Source organism: Microbulbifer sp. MKSA007 (assembly GCA_032615215.1).
Classification (GTDB): domain Bacteria; phylum Pseudomonadota; class Gammaproteobacteria; order Pseudomonadales; family Cellvibrionaceae; genus Microbulbifer.
Map to the genome: position 1 here is coordinate 4,052,572 of CP128433.1, position 17,554 is coordinate 4,070,125.

Annotated in this window: 14 protein-coding genes; 2 read left to right on the top strand and 12 right to left on the bottom strand. The window is 52.4% G+C overall.

The features are described 5' to 3' along the window. Window positions 1-2: 2 nt before the first annotated feature. The 12 genes from arsS to sdhC form a co-directional block, all read right to left on the bottom strand. Complete coding sequence (gene arsS / locus QT397_20940; protein WNZ55305.1) at window positions 3-950, bottom strand: arsenosugar biosynthesis radical SAM protein ArsS; 948 nt, start codon at window positions 948-950, stop codon at window positions 3-5. A 5-nt stretch (window positions 951-955) separates the two neighbouring features. Continuing rightward, window positions 956-1,855, bottom strand: coding sequence for an S-methyl-5'-thioadenosine phosphorylase (gene mtnP / locus QT397_20945; GenBank protein WNZ55306.1), 900 nt, complete (start codon window positions 1,853-1,855; stop codon window positions 956-958). Window positions 1,856-2,290: 435 nt separating this feature from the next. Continuing rightward, window positions 2,291-3,010 carry a M12 family metallopeptidase gene (locus QT397_20950; GenBank protein ID WNZ55307.1) on the bottom strand — a complete coding sequence of 240 codons (720 nt, stop codon included), beginning with the start codon at window positions 3,008-3,010 and terminating at the stop codon, window positions 2,291-2,293. A 479-nt stretch (window positions 3,011-3,489) separates the two neighbouring features. Continuing rightward, a complete protein-coding gene (gene sucD, locus QT397_20955; protein WNZ55308.1) occupies window positions 3,490-4,362 on the bottom strand; it encodes a succinate--CoA ligase subunit alpha in 873 nt (290 codons plus the stop codon). A 2-nt stretch (window positions 4,363-4,364) separates the two neighbouring features. After that, the gene (gene sucC, locus QT397_20960; GenBank protein WNZ55309.1) at window positions 4,365-5,531 is read right to left on the bottom strand and encodes an ADP-forming succinate--CoA ligase subunit beta; all 1,167 of its coding nucleotides are present in this window, start codon (window positions 5,529-5,531) and stop codon (window positions 4,365-4,367) included. A 161-nt stretch (window positions 5,532-5,692) separates the two neighbouring features. Beyond that, the gene (gene lpdA, locus QT397_20965) at window positions 5,693-7,135 is read right to left on the bottom strand and encodes a dihydrolipoyl dehydrogenase (GenBank protein ID WNZ55310.1); all 1,443 of its coding nucleotides are present in this window, start codon (window positions 7,133-7,135) and stop codon (window positions 5,693-5,695) included. Window positions 7,136-7,200: 65 nt separating this feature from the next. Next, window positions 7,201-8,400 carry a 2-oxoglutarate dehydrogenase complex dihydrolipoyllysine-residue succinyltransferase gene (odhB, locus tag QT397_20970; GenBank protein ID WNZ55311.1) on the bottom strand — a complete coding sequence of 400 codons (1,200 nt, stop codon included), beginning with the start codon at window positions 8,398-8,400 and terminating at the stop codon, window positions 7,201-7,203. A gap of 46 nt (window positions 8,401-8,446) precedes the next feature. Beyond that, entirely contained in the window at window positions 8,447-11,278 is a 2,832-nt protein-coding gene (locus QT397_20975) for a 2-oxoglutarate dehydrogenase E1 component (protein WNZ55312.1), read from the bottom strand. A gap of 211 nt (window positions 11,279-11,489) precedes the next feature. Continuing rightward, a complete protein-coding gene (locus QT397_20980) occupies window positions 11,490-12,194 on the bottom strand; it encodes a succinate dehydrogenase iron-sulfur subunit (GenBank protein WNZ55313.1) in 705 nt (234 codons plus the stop codon). Window positions 12,195-12,213: 19 nt separating this feature from the next. Continuing rightward, on the bottom strand, window positions 12,214-13,986 hold the full coding sequence (gene sdhA / locus QT397_20985) for a succinate dehydrogenase flavoprotein subunit (GenBank protein ID WNZ55314.1): 1,773 nt from the start codon (window positions 13,984-13,986) through the stop codon (window positions 12,214-12,216). 3 nt (window positions 13,987-13,989) lie between these two features. After that, entirely contained in the window at window positions 13,990-14,358 is a 369-nt protein-coding gene (gene sdhD / locus QT397_20990; protein ID WNZ55315.1) for a succinate dehydrogenase, hydrophobic membrane anchor protein, read from the bottom strand. Continuing rightward, window positions 14,352-14,726: a succinate dehydrogenase, cytochrome b556 subunit gene (sdhC, locus tag QT397_20995; protein WNZ55316.1), complete on the bottom strand. Its 375-nt coding sequence runs from the start codon at window positions 14,724-14,726 to the stop codon at window positions 14,352-14,354. The genes sdhD and sdhC overlap by 7 nt, the downstream gene beginning before the upstream one ends. 439 nt (window positions 14,727-15,165) lie before the next feature. Between sdhC and gltA the strand changes: the two genes are divergently transcribed. Together gltA and QT397_21005 are read left to right on the top strand one after the other, a co-directional pair. Continuing rightward, complete coding sequence (gltA, locus tag QT397_21000; protein ID WNZ55317.1) at window positions 15,166-16,455, top strand: citrate synthase; 1,290 nt, start codon at window positions 15,166-15,168, stop codon at window positions 16,453-16,455. 317 nt (window positions 16,456-16,772) lie between these two features. Further along, entirely contained in the window at window positions 16,773-17,309 is a 537-nt protein-coding gene (locus QT397_21005) for a hemerythrin domain-containing protein (GenBank protein ID WNZ55318.1), read from the top strand. The last annotated feature ends 245 nt before the right edge of the window (window positions 17,310-17,554 follow it).

A 17,554-nucleotide genomic window follows, 5' to 3' on the forward strand; every position in this document is an offset into this window, starting at 1 on the left:
AGTTAGAGAGCCCCACCACAACTACTTCCCTGCCCGGCTGTACAACCGTAACAGTGATCTGCAACGCAAATTGCCGCCCCCTTTAGATCTATCTCGATTAAATCTCGCAAATGTAATCGGCCGGGAATAGGCATGTTGAGCTGTTGGTTAAAATCGCAATCAAATAGGTTTCCCTGCCAATCGACACTAACCAAGCTGCGACACATAACATCAGCGAGATTATCCGCACTGTAACTGTCTTTAAGTAGCGCCATATAATCGTGAAACTGCCCCTTGGAAACCAACATGGAACCAAAACGCTTGATTGGCATATTGGCGAGAGCGAACAAATGATTAAATTTAATGGAAAAGTGGTTCGCCAACTCTCTTCGGTAGTCCGCCTCCAAAGCACTTTGCTCCGGGGGTAAAAAGGGTCCTTGGGGGTTATAGACCAAGTTGAGCTCTAAGCCACTGCCGGGCTTGCCATAGCCCAATGCATTTAATTTTTGTAGCGCCGCAATGCTCTTATCGAATACTCCTTTACCTCGTTGCTTATCGACATTATCGATTGAGTAACACGGCAGGGAGGCAACGACCTCAACCTGGTTTTCAGCGAGGAATTCAGCGGTATCTTCCTGGCCCGGCTCAAAAAGAACTGTCAGGTTACAGCGATCAATTACATGTACTCCGCGCTCTCGCGCCCCTCTTACAAGGGATCGAAAACCCCAGTGCAATTCCGGGGCCCCACCAGTCACATCCAGCACACGGGGTTTACGGACCGTAAGAACTTCCAATAACAGCGCCAAATTGTCGTCCGACATCATCTCGGTTCGATTAGGCCCAGCATTGACGTGGCAGTGTAAACAGCGCTGATTACAACGGTAGCCAATGTTGACCTGCAAGGTCTCAATGGCCCCTCGGTGCAGAGAGGGGAAGTCCGATAGCTCCAGCAGAGGTAAGGTCTCACGCATCGATATCACTGCTCCATTTCTTCAAGCTCCGGTTCTGTCGGAGCGAGCAGTGGTTTTATTACAGCTTGTGTTTCCTCAGGCATAGCTTCGAGGGGAGTCACCAGACCGCTCAACAGTGCTGTATGAGCGGAGGACTCCGGTTGCTCAGCCCCTAAAATACGTATGGTTTCCATCGCAATTTGCTGCGCGCGCGTGGCATTTTGCTGAAGATTCGCAATCGCTACCTCTGCGGTTACCGCCTCCTCACGAGGGTGCCAACAATCATAGTCAGTAGCCATAGCCAGCGTGGCGTAGGCAATTTGTGCCTCCCGGGCCAACTTGGCCTCAGGCATATTGGTCATGCCGATAACCGACGCCCCCATACTGCGATACCAGTGGGACTCGGCACGGGTGGAAAACTGTGGGCCCTCGATACAGATATAACTGCCGCCTCGGTGTAACTCAATTGGCTGCCCTGCCTGGGTCTGCGTGAAAGCACGCGCCAAACTATCAGCGACAGCAGAGCATACTGGATCGGCCATGGACACATGGGCAACCGCGCCATCTCCAAAAAAGGTACTCTGCCGCCGGCGAGTCATATCAATGAACTGATCGGGGATTAACATATCCAGCGGCCGTACCTCTTCCTGTAGGGAGCCCACAGCCGAGAGAGACAGGATGTAGCGCACGCCGAGCTGGCGCAGGGCATGGATATTTGCCCGATAAGGCACTTGGGAGGGGATCAGGTGATGATTGCGACCATGACGGGCCAGGAAAGCTACTGATACACCTGCGAGCTTACCGCAGACAATGGCGTCCGAAGTCCTGCCAAAGGGAGTGTCGATATGGACCTCCTCCACCTCAGTCAGCCCCGGCATATCGTAAAGGCCACTTCCTCCAATCACCCCAATCAATGCCCTGGTCATATTCGCTCCTAAACAATTGGTTTTCGGCAGTATAGGAGTGGGGGCAAGTCGTGTATATCACCAGCTACGAGAAAGGAAAATTAGAAAAGCATTGGCATCTATATTACCTATACCCCTGGCCGCTAAAATTTGACAGGTAAGCTAGAGTTACTCTTCAGAATTTAGATCAATAGGGCGCCACGATTTACAGCTTACGATAATAAATTTTTATCCGCCACATTAAGAGCTGACAGTTAATAATCATCGACACCGAAAGGCAATATTCTCCTAGTAAAACCCAGCAAATTCTTTTCTTAATTGATAGATATGAAATTGAATTTTAAAGAGGCCACTACAGCTCAGCCCGACACCATGTAGCAACATAAAAAAGGGAGCAAAAAACTCCCTTATTTTTATTCCAATAAAAATAACCGCATCGCACCCTAGCTCTTTTGGCTACATCAAAGGCCCGGCAAAAGATCTCGGCAGAGTCTGACGATTGCCATCATAGAGATATGAAAGCATATCAAGATCCCCAGCACTGGGATTCCAGGTAGAACTATTCACCTGATTGGCCGATATTTTACAGCCTCCCTCACGAGTGTTTTTTACAATCCCCAGTGCCCTTGCCTGGTCGTCATACATCATGATGGAGTTTCCATCAAAAGCAGAATTGTGTGTTAAAAACCTGGTGAGGGTTTGCACCCGAGTTTGCTGCTGCAGGGAGTCAAGTGTGTTCTTCACTGACAGAGGGGCGTCGGCACGCATGTGTTCGTGGGCCAAACCCAGTGTATGACCGATTTCATGGGGAAGGGAGGCAATCGCTGCTCTATTAGTTTTCCAATCTACACCACAATATTGATCGGTTTTATTGGTAAACCCTACCGTCGCACTACTGCGGTCGTCCTTAATTGTAACCACTCCACGGCCTGCCGCTCCAACCTGCAGGAACTTAATCGCTGCAAATCTGAACTTTCGATAAATGCAAATTTCCCAATGAGACATAGCCTTTTTTACCGAATTAACATAACCGGAATCTAAATTGGAGGGCACATAATATTTCACCACACCATTCGGCCAAACCCCACCTACCTCTTCATTCCTATCCAAAGAAAATCCACCAAAGTCTATCTTATAGGATATTTTTCGAATATTTTTATCTATAGCTAGCCCCATGCTGACGCACCTCCTGAAAAGTTATTTTCGCTGCCATAACGAGAACCAACACTGCCGCACCAAATTCGGCAAGTCAAAATTCACCCGACAGAAATAGAAAACAAAAAGAGGGAAGAGATCACAAAAAACCTTTCCCAAACACCAAAACCAAAATCGATTCCTGTAATAAAAAATATTCAAATATTTTCAGCAAGCAACCAAAAGAACTAGGAACCACAAGAAAAGCCTTACAAAACGCAGACTTACGTGACCTATAGATAGAAGTACAAAAATGAAGAGAGAATGAAAATCAACTTTCAGCGATAAAAAGAAAACTTAACAACAGATAAAACTGTAAACACCATGAAAATGTAAAGATAGGTAAAACTATTTACTGGGGGAGCCCAGCGCAACTCTGCCTAATCTGACCCGACTTTATACAGCCATAAAAAAAGCCACCCAATGGGTGGCTTTTTTGAAAACTAAAAGTTGGCAATTACTTACCAGCCAGTAATTTCCTTCAGAGCGTCGCCGATCTGAGCCAGGGAGCGCACGGTTTTAACACCAGCGTCTTCCAGAGCAGCAAATTTCTCATCGGCGGTGCCTTTACCACCAGAGATGATCGCGCCCGCGTGACCCATACGCTTGCCGGGAGGAGCAGTTACACCAGCGATGTAGGAAACTACAGGCTTGGTAACATTTTCCTTGATGTAAGCAGCTGCTTCTTCTTCAGCAGTGCCACCGATCTCACCGATCATAACGATTGCTTCGGTCTGCGGATCGTTCTGGAACATTTCCAGGATATCGATGAAGTTGGAACCCGGGATGGGGTCACCACCGATGCCCACACAGGTGGACTGGCCAAAGCCGTAGTCGGTGGTTTGCTTAACCGCTTCATAGGTCAGGGTACCGGAACGGGAAACGATGCCCACTTTACCCGGCTTGTGGATGTGACCTGGCATAATACCGATCTTGCACTCACCCGGAGTGATAACACCCGGGCAGTTCGGGCCGATCAGGCGCACGCCCAGCTCGTCGCACTTCACTTTAGCGTCGAGCATATCCAGAGTCGGAATACCTTCGGTGATACAAACAATCAGCTTGATACCAGCGTTGGCCGCTTCCAGGATGGAATCCTTACAGAAAGGCGCAGGTACGTAGATTACGGAAGCTTCAGCGCCGGTCTTCTCTACCGCTTCTTTAACGGTGTCGAATACTGGCAGGCCCAGGTGAGTCTGGCCGCCTTTACCCGGAGTTACACCACCAACCATCTTGGTGCCGTAAGCAATCGCTTGCTCGGAGTGGAAAGTACCCTGGGAGCCGGTGAAGCCCTGGCAGATTACTTTAGTGTCTTTGTTAATCAATACTGACATGATTATTTACCCTCCGCAGCTTTAACCACTTGCTGAGCCGCATCGGTCAGACTGGTAGCCGCGATAATGTTCAGGCCACTGTCGCTCAGAACCTTGGCGCCCAGATCTGCGTTGTTACCTTCCAGGCGAACAACAACCGGTACTTTAACGCCAACTTCTTTTACTGCGCCCACAACGCCTTCGGCGATCATGTCACAGCGAACGATACCACCGAAGATGTTGATCAGTACGGCTTTTACGTTCTCGTCAGACAGGATGATCTTGAACGCTTCAACAACGCGCTCTTTGGTCGCGCCGCCGCCAACGTCCAGGAAGTTAGCTGGCTTGCCGCCGTGCAGGTTTACGATGTCCATGGTACCCATGGCCAGACCAGCACCGTTTACCATGCAGCCGATGTTGCCATCGAGAGCTACGTAGTTCAGGTCGAACTTGGCAGCGTGCGCTTCACGGGAATCTTCCTGGGAAGGATCGTGCATTTCGCGCAGGTCAGCGTGGCGGTATAGCGCGTTGCTGTCGATTACCACTTTGGCGTCCAAGCAGTGCAGGTTGCCTTCGGTGGTGATTACCAGCGGGTTGATTTCCAGCAGGGCCAGATCTTTTTCCTGGAACATTTTTGCCAGGCCGAGGAAGATCTTGGTGAACTGCTTAACCTGAGTCGGGTTCAGGCCCAGTTTGAAAGCCAGCTCGCGCGCTTGGTAAGGCTGAGCGCCTACCAGCGGATCGATAGTGGCTTTCAGGATTTTTTCTGGAGTCTCTTCCGCTACTTTCTCGATCTCAACGCCGCCTTCGGTGGAAGCCATGAAAACGATACGACGGGTGGAGCGGTCAACAACGGCGCCAAGGTACAGTTCTTGGTCGATGTCAGTGCAGCTTTCAACCAGGATACGGGAAACCGGCTGGCCATTTTCGTCTGTTTGATAAGTTACCAGACGCTCGCCCAGCCACTTCTTGGCAAACTCTTCAATCTCTGCCTTGGAATCTACCAGCTTTACACCGCCAGCCTTACCGCGGCCACCAGCGTGTACCTGGGCCTTTACTACCCACTTATCACCGCCAATTTCGTCAGCCGCTGCTGCTGCCGCTGCCGGGGTTTCCGCTGCAATGCCTTTGGAAACCGGCAATCCGTATTCCGCAAACAGTTGTTTGCCCTGATACTCATGCAAGTTCATAGTCAATACCAATTCACATATAAAATGTGTTTACTAATTGCAGATCACTCTGCACCTGAAAGAGAAATTTAAAATTTCCGTCGTTGCAAATTTCAAATTCCACAAATGAAACCGGGGCGCTAATTAATCAATAATTAGTGCCCCGAAATCGAAAAATATTCTTACTTGCGCTTCTTGCGATTTACGGTGTGAATCGCATGGCCGTTCACTCCCAGCGCCGCTTCTTTCACAGTTTCGGAAAGAGTCGGGTGCGCAAATACCGTCATACCGATGTCTTCAGCACTGGAGCCGAATTCCATCGCGATCGCCACTTGCTGAACCAGGTCTGCGGCAGACGGGCCAACAATATGGGCACCCAGTACGCGGTCAGTTTCCGCGTGAGCAATGATTTTCACAAAGCCCTGGGTATCGTTGGCGGCCATAGCGCGGCCGTTGATAGCAAACGGGAAGCTGCCTACGTTGTAGGGCTCGCCATCGGCCTTCACCTGCTCTTCGGTGCGACCAACCGCAGCGATTTCCGGGTGAGTGTAAATAACGTTGGGGATCACGTCGTAGTTCATCATCGGCTTCTGGCCAGCGATGCGCTCGGCAACCACAACACCTTCTTCTGAGGCCTTGTGTGCCAGCATTGGGCCGCGCACCACGTCACCAATCGCCCATACGCCCGGTGCAGAAGTCATGCACAGGTCATTGACATAGATGAATCCACGCTCGTCCATCTTCACACCGGCATCTTCAGACAGAAGGCCTTCGGTGTAAGGACGACGACCAACGCAAACGATCAGCTTGTCGAAAGTTTCCTGGTGCTCTTTACCATCTTTGTCCTGGTAAGTAACAACCACTTCATCGCCTTTCACTTCGGAGCCGGTTACGCGGCAAGCGAGGCGGATATCCAGGCCCTGCTTCTTGAAGATCTTCTGGGACTCTTTGGCAACCTGTTGGTCCATGATCGCCAGGAATTTATCCATCGCTTCCAGAACAACCACTTCAGAGCCCAGGCGGTTCCATACAGAGCCCAGCTCCAGACCGATAACACCGGCACCGATAACACCCAAACGCTTTGGAGTTTCAGTGAATTCCAGAGCACCAGTGGAATCGACAATAATTTTGTTATCTACCGGAGCGGGCGGAATATTTACCGGTACAGAACCGGAAGCCAGAATGACGTTTTCAGCTTCGTAGACGGTGCTGTTGCCTTCGTCGTCGGTTACTTCCACTTTCTTGTTCGCCAGCAGTTTGCCGGTGCCGAAAATGGAGGTTACTTTATTGGCTGTGAACAGACCTGCTACACCACCGGTCAGCTTCTTAACGATCTCGCCTTTGCGCTCGATCATCTTGCTCACATCCATCTTGACCTTGCCGACTTCAATGCCGTGCACGTCGAGAGCATCTTTGGCTTCGTGGTATTTCCAGGAGCTGTCCAGCAGTGCCTTGGAAGGAATACAGCCAACGTTCAGGCAGGTACCGCCATTTACGTATTTACCTTCCTTGTTTTTCCACTTTTCGATACAAGCCGTTTTCAAGCCCAACTGAGCGGCACGGATGGCAGCGACATAACCACCAGGACCGGAGCCAATTACGATTACGTCAAATTTTTCGGACATGATCAGTTCCAGATATTTCTAATGCAGTGTGATCGAGGGGGCCCGCAGGCCCCAAGATTTATTGTTTAAACTTCGAGCAAGATACGCGCTGGATCTTCGATCATTTCCTTGATCGCTACCAGGAAGCCAACCGCTTCCTTACCATCGATCAGACGGTGGTCATAGGACAGCGCCAGGTACATCATCGGCAGGATTTCCACCTTGCCATTTACCGCCATCGGGCGCTCCTGGATTTTGTGCATACCCAGAATTGCAGTTTGCGGTGGGTTCAAAATCGGAGTGGACAGCAGGGAACCGAAGACACCACCGTTGGTGATGGTGAAGGTACCGCCAGTCATCTCTTCGATAGACAGTTTGCCATCGCGGGCGCGAACACCCAGATCGCGGATATTGTTTTCCATATCCGCCAGGCCCATGTTCTCCGCATTGCGCAGAATCGGCACAACCAGGCCTTTCGGAGAGGAAACCGCTACACCGATATCCTGGTAACCGTGGTAAACGATATCGTTGCCGTCGATAGACGCGTTCACTGCGGTGTAGCGCTTCAGCGCTTCTACTGCAGCTTTTACGAAGAAGCCCATAAAGCCCAGGCGAGTGCCGTTGTGGGTCTTCTCAAACAGGTCTTTGTAGTTCTTGCGCAGGTCCATAATCGGCTTCATGTTCACCTCGTTAAAGGTGGTGAGCATGGCGGTGGACTGGGAAGCGTCCAGCAGGCGCTCAGCGATACGCTTGCGCATACGGGTCATGGGAACACGCTTCTCTACGCGCTCACCCGGAGCAACCGCAACTTCAGCAACAGCGGCGGCAGGTGCAGCAGCGGCAGCCGGCGCAGTGCCCGCTTTCATTACGTCTTCCTTGAGAACGCGACCACCCTTGCCAGTGCCTTCAACACCCGCCAGGTCTACGCCCTTCTCAGCAGCCATTTTCTTGGCAGATGGCATGGCAATTTTGTCGCCAGCCGCAGGAGCTGCGGCTTCGGCAGCCGGAGCTTCTGCTTTTTCTTCCGCCGGGGCAGCAGCTGCGCCAGCGCCCGCTTCAAACTTGGCAATCACCTCATTGGAGAGAACGGTATCGCCCTCACCCTTGATGATTTCAGTCAGGGCACCATCGGCAGGTGCAACAACTTCCAGCACAACTTTATCGGTTTCGATATCCACGATCAGTTCATCGCGGGACACAGCTTCACCGGGTTGTTTATGCCAGGTGGCGACAGTTCCGTCCTGAACTGATTCAGGGAAAGTTGGCGCTTTAATCTCGATCGTCATTTTTTCTGTTTCCTGAGATTGACTCTTCACTTATTACTGCCGCCGGTTATTTGACGGTCAGCGCCTCGTTGATGAACTTATTCTGTTCTTCAAGGTGCGTGGACATATAGCCCGCCGCAGGTGCTGCGGATGGGGCGCGGCCCACATATTCCAGATCCAGCTTCGGATGGGTTTCCGACAACAGGCGACGCAAGTGGTGCTGGCTGGAGTACCAGGCGCCCTGGTTCATGGGCTCTTCCTGACACCAGGCAACACTCTTGATCTTCTTGAATGCGGAAACCGCTTCCACAAACTCTTCGTCCGGGAATGGGTACAGCTGCTCGATTCGTACGAACGCCACATCTTCCTGTTCGCGCTCCATACGGGCTTCCAGCAGGTGGTAGTAAACCTTGCCGGAACACAGAACCACACGCTTCACTTTGTCTGGATCTACGCCCTGGTCCTGGATCACGTTGTGGAAGCGACCTTCTGCCAGCTCTTCCAGGCTGGAAGTGGCCAGCTTGTGACGCAGAATCCACTTTGGACTCATAATCACCAGAGGACGACGCATGGGGCGCACAGCCTGGCGACGCAGCAGATGGAAGATCTGTGCCGGGGTAGTGGCGTTACACACCTGGATATTGTGCTCCGCACACAGCTGCATAAAGCGCTCGAGGCGCGCAGAGGAGTGCTCTGGGCCCTGACCTTCATAGCCGTGCGGCAACAGCATTACCAGGCCGCACATACGGCCCCACTTGTGCTCACCGGAAGTGATGAACTGGTCGATCACAACCTGGGCACCGTTGGCGAAGTCACCAAACTGGGCTTCCCACACCACCAGGGACTTTGGTGTCGTGGTGGCGTAGCCGTATTCAAACGCCAACACCGCCTCTTCGGACAGCAGCGAGTCGTAGATATAGAAAGGCGGCTGGTCTTCAAACATATGCTGCAAAGGCACGTAGCTCTGACCGTCTTTCTGGCTGTGAACCACCGCGTGGCGGTGGGAGAAGGTACCGCGACCCACGTCTTCACCGGTAAAGCGGACCATAAAGCCCTCTTCCAGCAGAGTACCGTAAGCCAGGGTTTCCGCCATGCCCCAGTTCAGAGGCAGGGCGCCACCGGCCATTTTGCGGCGGTCTTCATAAATTTTGGAGACCTGGCGCTGCATTACCACGCCGTCGGGCACGTTGGTCATGCGAGTAGCGACATCCTGCAGCTTCGGCAGCGCATAGCCGGTATCTGCAGGCACCTGCCAGTCGTGGCCCAGGTAGGGGCTCCAGTCAACAAACATGGAGGAGTCCGGCTTCTTCACAAGACCGGTAGCAACGTCTTCACCGGCATCCAGTTTGTCGCGGTAGTCGTTAGCCAGCTTGTCTGCGGCAACCTTGTCCAGGATGCCCTCGCCCACCAGCTTCTCGGAATAGAGCGTGCGGGTAGTCTTGTGCTTGCGGATAGTCTGGTACATCAGCGGCTGGGTACCAGAGGGGTCATCGGTCTCGTTGTGGCCGCGACGACGGTAGCAGACCAGGTCGATAACGATGTCTTTCTTAAATTCGTAGCGGTAGTCCACCGCCAGCAGCGCGGCCAATACGACCATTTCCGGGTCGTCGCCATTTACGTGCAGCACCGGCGCATCGATCATCTTAGCGGGATCGGTGGAGTACTCGGTGGAGCGGGCATCTTCGCGCTTGCTGGTGGTAAAGCCCACCTGGTTGTTCAGTACGATGTGCACAGTACCGCCGGTGTAGTAACCGCGGGTCTGGGACATCTGCAGGGTTTCCTGCACCACACCCTGGCCGGCAAAAGCCGCGTCGCCATGGATGTTGATCGGCATTACTTTCTCACCGGTCGCATCTTTGCGGCGATCCTGGCGGGCGCGTACGGAACCCACTACCACAGGCGCACTGATTTCCAGGTGCGACGGGTTAAAGGCCAGGGCCAAGTGCACTTCCCCACCGGGAGTCATCACGTTGGAAGAGAAGCCCTGGTGGTACTTCACGTCACCGGAAGTATCGAGGGTCTTCTTGCCTTCAAACTCCTGGAACAGATCCGCAGGGTTTTTACCGAGGATATTAACCAGGGTATTCAGGCGGCCGCGGTGGGCCATACCGATCACCACTTCCTTCACCCCGTAGGTGCCGGAGCGACGGATCAGGGCATCCATCATCGGGATCAGGCTCTCACCACCCTCTACACCGAAGCGCTTGGTGCCGGGGTACTTGGAGTCCAGGTGGCGCTCCAGGCCTTCAGCGGCGGAAAGGCGCTGCAGGATTTCAATCTGGATGTCGGTGCCGAAGTTGGCTTTAGACTGGCTGCGCTCAAGGCGCTGCTGGAACCACTGCTGCTCTTCCAGGTTGGAGAGATGCATGATCTCCGCACCCAGATTGCCACAGTAGGTATTCTCCAAACCCTCGACGATTTCACGCAGGGTCGCCTCTTCTTTACCGAGGAACAGGCTACCGGTATTGAAAGTGGTATCGAAATCACCTTCAGTCAGGCCGTGGTAGCTCAGTTGCAGGTCGGGCACTTGTTCGCGAGCCATCAAACCCAGGGGGTCGAGGGTCGCTTTTTTATGGCCGCGATGGCGGTAGGAATCGATCAGTTGCAGAACTTTAATCTGCTTGCGCTCGTGCTCAATATTGGCAGAGCCGGCCGCACCGGGAGCGGCCACCGGACGCGCGCGGTGTTTGCTGAGCAGCTCAAAGTGCTGGCGAACAGCGGCGTGGGAAACATCGCTGCTGCCCTCAACGCGGGGGAGGCTATCGAAATAATTGCGCCACTCCTCGGGGACACCGTTGGGGTCGTGCAGATAGGTCTCGTAAAGCTCCTCCACGTAGGCAGCATTGCCCCCGGAGATATGGGAGCTACGCCACAGCTGCTCCATGGTACTTTCGTGCATGTTGATGCCTACCTCAATTGCAGTGTGCTTATCTTCTCTTGAGCCACTGCGCTTTCCTTTCACTCACAAAAGGGGAGGCGCACAAAGCCACCTCCCCTTTTCAGTTTTTTACCGGTTAGAACCGGCTTTTTGTCGTTTGCTTGGCACCCTACCTGGCACCGGGTTCGCAGAGCGCGAACCCCAGCGGGCCGATAACCGGCCGCAGCATCCCCTACACGGCGCGGGTCAGCAGCATATTGCGGATATGGCCGATCGCGCGCGTCGGATTCAGTCCTTTCGGGCAAACATTGACACAGTTTTGAATACCGTGACAACGGAATACGCTGAAGGGGTCATCCAGATTTGACAGGCGCTCATCAGTAGCCAGGTCGCGGCTATCTGCCAGGAAGCGGTAAGCCTGCAACAAACCAGCTGGGCCGATAAACTTGTCCGGATTCCACCAGAAAGACGGACAGGAAGTGGAACAGCAGGCGCACAGGATACACTCGTACAGACCGTCAAGCTTTTCGCGATCTTCCGGAGACTGCAGACGCTCGATGGCCGGAGCCGGGGTATCGTTTTGCAGGTACGGTTCAATCTTCTTGTACTGCTCGTAGAACTGCTCCATATCCACAACCAGGTCGCGGATAACAGGCAGGCCCGGCAGCGGACGCAGAACCAGTTTACCCTTGGGGGCAGCTTCAGACAGTGGCGTAGTGCACGCCAGACCATTGCGACCGGAAATGTTCATACCGTCGGAGCCACAAACGCCCTCACGGCAGGAACGACGGAAAGACAAGGTCTGATCTTCGGCTTTCAGCAGTTCCAGAACGTCCAACACCATCAGGTCCTTGCCCTTGGTGTCCAGTTCATAGTCCTGCATATAAGGCGCTTTGTCGGTTTCCGGGTTGTAACGGTAAATGCTTACTTTCAACATACTCTATTCCGCTCCCGAATCAGTAAGTCCGAGCTTTCGGTTCAAAGGCTTCCATAGTGTTAGGCGCGAAGTTTACTGCACGCTTGCCAACACGTTTTTCCGTGGGGAAATACATAGAGTGGCACAGCCAGTTTTCATCATCGCGCTCCTGGAAGTCCTCACGGGCGTGAGCACCGCGGCTCTCAGTACGGGTCTCTGCAGCAACTGCAGTGGCCTCGGCAACTTCCAGTAAGTTTTGCAGCTCCAGCGCTTCAACACGGGCGGTGTTAAACGCGCGGCTCTTGTCTTCGAGGCGCACATTTTCAATACGCTCGCGCAGATCTGCAAGCTTCTTCACACCTTCGGCCATAAAGTCGCCGCGACGGAATACGCCGAAGTGGTTCTGCATCACGCCCTGCAGCTCTTTGCGCAGGTCGGCAGCCTTCTCACCCTTCTCATTGGTTTCCAGGTGATTCAGGCGAGCCATAGCGGCTTCGAGATCAGACTCGGAAGCTTCGCGGTGCTCGATACCTTCGCGCAGGGACTTCTCAATAAACAGGCCAGAAGCGCGACCGAATACCACCAGATCCAGCAGGGAGTTACCACCTAAGCGGTTGGCTCCGTGTACGGACACACAGGCAACTTCGCCACAGGCGTAGAAGCCATCAACAATCTGGTCGTTACCCGCAGCGTCCTGGGTCAGAGCCTGACCGTGAACGTTGGTGGGAATACCACCCATCATATAGTGACAGGTAGGTACTACCGGGATCGGCACCTTAACTGGGTCGGCGTGGGCGAAGGTCTTGGACAGCTCACAGATACCGGGCAAACGGCTGTTGAGCAGCTCTTCACCCAGGTGATCAAGCTTCAGGAATACGTGATCGCCTTCCGGGCCACAGCCGCGGCCGTCGAGAATCTCGAGAACCATAGAGCGAGCCACAACGTCGCGGGAAGCGAGGTCTTTGGCGTTGGGCGCATAGCGCTCCATAAAACGCTCACCATCTTTATTGATCAGGTAGCCACCCTCACCGCGACAACCTTCGGTCACGAGTACACCGGCACCGTAAATACCAGTGGGGTGGAACTGCCACATCTCAATATCCTGGACCGGCATGCCAGCACGCAGGGCCATACCGACACCGTCACCGGTATTGATGTGTGCGTTGGTGGTGGAAGCGAAGATACGACCGGCACCGCCGGTAGCGAATACAGTCGCTTTGGATTTGATATAAACCACTTCGCCATCTTCGATGCACATGGCGATCACACCCACAACAGCACCGTCCTGGTTCTTCACCAGGTCAATCGCAAACCATTCGTTCAGAAATTCGGTTTTGTGCTTAACGTTGTTTTGATAGAGGGTGTGCAGCAGTGCATGGCCGGTACGGTCAGCAGCAGCACAAGTACGTGCAGCCTGGCCACCGCGGCCGAAATCTTTAGACTGACCGCCGAAGGGGCGCTGATAAATACGACCTTCCTCAGTACGGGAGAAAGGCAGGCCCATGTGCTCCAGCTCAAATACCGCTTCCGGACCTACGGAACACATATATTCAATAGCGTCCTGGTCACCGATATAGTCGGAACCCTTAACGGTATCGTACATATGCCAGCGCCAATCATCGTTGGGATCTGAACTGGCAATTGCACAGGTAATGCCACCCTGGGCAGATACTGTGTGAGAACGAGTCGGGAATACCTTGGTAATAACCGCAGTTTTATAGCCGGACTGGGCCATCTGCAGGGCAGCGCGCATACCGGCACCGCCTCCACCAATTACAATCCCGTCAAATGAAATAGTACGCATGTTCGCCATTGCTTATACACCCCAAAGAATTTCAATGCCCCACACCGCGTACAACACGGCAACGGCAGCCAGAATCACTTCTACGAACAAGCGCAGAACAGTGGCTTTACCGCCCATCATCCGGTTGGTGATGTAGTCAGTTACCACGGACCAGAGGCCAATCCAAGCGTGAATAATGGTGGACAGCAAGGCAACCAGGCTGAAAACACGCATCCAGCGCTGGGCGAACAGTTCGGACCAGGCTTGGTAGCCGAAGTCTTTACTAAAAAAGATAAAACCCACTATAAAGAGGGTATAGGCGAGCAATATTACCGCAGTGACTCTCTGGTAGAGCCAATCGAAAGTACCGCTACGGCCAAAGCTTGTTACTGTTTTTACCACAACCATACTCCCGCCAGAAGAATAAGGATTACAGCCAGCACCAGCACTGACACAGCGCTGCGACGGCCGCCTTCGAGACTTTCACCTACTCCCATATCCATAAACAGATGACGAACACCTGCCAGAATGTGGTAAATAAGTGCCGCCAGCGATGCCCAGAGAATGAGCTTGGCAGGGATACTGTTAAATACCGCTGCAATTTCGGCGAATCCCTGCTCGGATTCCAAACTGACATCGAGCATCCACAGTAGTAGTGCAACAACAACGAAGAGCACTACACCGGAAATACGATGCAAAATGGAAACCACAGCGGTAGCGGGAAGCTTTATAGTGGAAATGTCTAAATTGACAGGTCTGTTTTTGTTCACAGGAAAAACACCTTGTTGCCCTGAACGACCGGGCGCCCGTTAGCTTTTCAATGGAGGGACGAGCTGCTTGCTGATTACTTTGCACTCGACCTGATGAAGCCTTATACAAAGTAGCCGTACCATGGCGCAAGCCGCGCGGATTATAGGCATTCACTAGTCAAAACACAACGAACGCCTGCGATTACGCCGGGTTCCCACCAGTATCGCGCAGTAAATCGGGAATCGCGGGATTTCCTCAGACTTTCCTGTGCATTATCTAGACAAATACTCTAAGAGTATGGAGCGGAACCGGATATCCTGTCGCCAATAGACTGGTCGTCCATTCCTTTTGGTTTGACAATTTGCGGCGCGGCACTTAAGTTTGGCCCCGCTCAAAAGGCCGCTAGCTCCCGAAAACAGCGGGAAAAGGCCGGCATAAGAACATTTTTAGGAGTCCGCAATGTCCGATAAAAAAGCGCACCTCACAGTCGATGGTATCGACGGCGCCCTTGAGATGCCAGTTCGCTCCGGCACCCTCGGCCCCGATGTTATTGATGTCGGCGGTCTGACCAGTAAAGGCTTATTTACTTACGACCCGGGCTTCGTATCTACCGCCTCATGTGATTCCAAGATCACCTTTATTGATGGCGGCAAGGGCCAACTGCTGCACCGCGGCTACCCCATCGAGCAACTGGCAGAAAAATCCGATTACCTGGAAACCTGCTACCTGCTGATGAATGGCGAACTGCCCAACGCAGAAGAAAAGAAGAAGTATGTAGACACCATTATGTCTCACACCATGGTTCACGAATCCCTGGTGAGCTTCTTTAAAGGCTTCCGTTACGATGCCCACCCAATGGCGATGATGTGTGGCGTAGTCGGTGCCCTCGCTTCCTTCTATCACGACTCCCTGGATATCACCAATCCGGAGCACCGCGAGATTTCCGCCCACCGCCTGATTGCCAAGATGCCAACCCTGGCAGCCATGTGCTACAAGCACTCCCAGGGCATGCCTTTCATGTACCCGGACAATAGCCGCAGCTATTCCGAGAACTTCCTGCACATGATGTTTGGCAACCCCTGCGAGCCAAGCAAGATAGACCCGGTTGTCGCCAAGGCAATGGACATCATCTTCCTGCTGCACGCAGACCACGAGCAGAATGCGTCCACCTCCACTGTCCGCCTGGCTGGCTCTTCTGGTGCCAATCCGTTCGCCTGTATTTCTTCCGGCATTGCCACTTTGTGGGGACCCGCTCACGGCGGTGCCAATGAAGCGGTATTGAACATGCTGCAGGAAATTGGCGACGAAAGCCGTATCGACGAATTCGTGAAGCGCGCCAAAGATAAGAATGACCCCTTCCGCCTAATGGGCTTTGGTCACCGCGTCTACAAGAACTTCGATCCACGCTCCCGCGTAATGCAGGGCATCTGTGATGAAGTTTTGGGCGCCATGGGTGCAGAAAATGATCCTCTGCTGAAGATCGCCAAGAAGCTGGAGAAAATCGCCCTTGAGGACGATTACTTCGTAGAGAAGAAACTCTACCCGAACGTAGATTTCTACTCCGGCATTATTATGAAGGCTATCGGTATCCCCACCGATATGTTCACCGTAATTTTCGCCACCGGCCGTACTTCAGGCTGGATTGCACACTGGAATGAAATGATTTCCAATCCGTACAAAATTGGTCGTCCTCGCCAGCTGTATACCGGCTACCCGCAGCGCGATTATGTACCGCTCGAGCAACGCTAAGCTCAAGCAATTAAAAAAACCCGGCTATGCCGGGTTTTTTTATTAATTAGATATTTAAATTTATTTTGATTCTACCGGCAATAATCAACTGCATTTCGATAAAAATTAAAAAGCAAAGATCTAAAATGTGACACAAGTCCCACTTTGAAAATTTTGCTTTACTCGCCCCTTCCATAACAGTTAAACCAACTGTCATCCAATGTAAAATCCGCCACGCCCGCCGGGACCCAAATAGCTTTGCTTTCTTTAAGTTACCCCCAACTTCGCGGCGCGATCAAACCTAATAACAAACCTTTAAATTTACTGAGACTAAATTCATGCTTAGTTTTATTTCTGGAATGTTCCGAAGTAACAAAACAGAAGACGCGGCGGACCTTGAGGAAAAATATACTCGCAGCTCTTATGCAGGAGCTAAAGGTGCCCGCACAATCTCTTACGATCCCACTCTAATTAAAGCCCTTGAAGACGATCACCGCACCTTGATCAGTATTTTTCAGCGCATGTGGTCAGAGGGTTATGAGAAGCAGAACTACCGCCAGCTATCGCAGCTACTGACCCAATTTAAATCTGGCTTCCAGGCCCATCTAATCAAAGAAAATGTACGTTTTTACGTATACCTGGAGCAAGCACTGGCTGGCGATGCCCACACACTGCAAGTAGTTAAAGATTTCCGCACCGATATGAATGAAATTGCAAATGCTGTTGTGCAATTTTGCAAGCGCTATAACCACGAAGCCTTCACTCCTGAAATGGTTCGCGACTTCAAAATGGATTATCAGAAAATCGGTGAAGCGCTAACTCGTCGTACTGCCCTAGAAGAAAAAGAACTCTACGTCCTTTACCAGCCCTCCTAAAAGCAACGTTTAGTTTTTTTATCAGGAGTAGTGAGATATTTAACCTAGGAATGCCGATAGGAAACAAATCTTTACAATAGGCATACTATTTTACAGTCCGCAGCCCACAAGGACGGGGCCGCATATTTTTTGGCCGCTCAGCGGTCACAAAGTAACTGGAAAGCACTCCCCTCACCCCACCAATTTTTCACAGCCAAATTAAATTTAAGCACTGAATTTGGGCAAGATACATTTAGCCCCCCAAA

Bases quoted from the DNA above. Each gene is read 5' to 3' on its own strand.
- mtnP (WNZ55306.1), bottom strand. From the start codon at position 1,855: ATGACCAGGGCATTGATTGGGGTGATTGGAGGAAGTGGCCTTTACGAT.
- odhB (WNZ55311.1), bottom strand. From the start codon at position 8,400: ATGACGATCGAGATTAAAGCGCCAACTTTCCCTGAATCAGTTCAGGAC.
- QT397_20975 (WNZ55312.1), bottom strand. From the start codon at position 11,278: ATGCACGAAAGTACCATGGAGCAGCTGTGGCGTAGCTCCCATATCTCC.
- sdhA (WNZ55314.1), bottom strand. From the start codon at position 13,986: ATGGCGAACATGCGTACTATTTCATTTGACGGGATTGTAATTGGTGGA.
- gltA (WNZ55317.1), top strand. From the start codon at position 15,166: ATGTCCGATAAAAAAGCGCACCTCACAGTCGATGGTATCGACGGCGCC.
- sucD (WNZ55308.1), bottom strand. From the start codon at position 4,362: ATGTCAGTATTGATTAACAAAGACACTAAAGTAATCTGCCAGGGCTTC.
- QT397_20950 (WNZ55307.1), bottom strand. From the start codon at position 3,010: ATGGGGCTAGCTATAGATAAAAATATTCGAAAAATATCCTATAAGATA.
- QT397_21005 (WNZ55318.1), top strand. From the start codon at position 16,773: ATGCTTAGTTTTATTTCTGGAATGTTCCGAAGTAACAAAACAGAAGAC.
- lpdA (WNZ55310.1), bottom strand. From the start codon at position 7,135: ATGTCCGAAAAATTTGACGTAATCGTAATTGGCTCCGGTCCTGGTGGT.
- sucC (WNZ55309.1), bottom strand. From the start codon at position 5,531: ATGAACTTGCATGAGTATCAGGGCAAACAACTGTTTGCGGAATACGGA.
- arsS (WNZ55305.1), bottom strand. From the start codon at position 950: ATGCGTGAGACCTTACCTCTGCTGGAGCTATCGGACTTCCCCTCTCTG.
- QT397_20980 (WNZ55313.1), bottom strand. From the start codon at position 12,194: ATGTTGAAAGTAAGCATTTACCGTTACAACCCGGAAACCGACAAAGCG.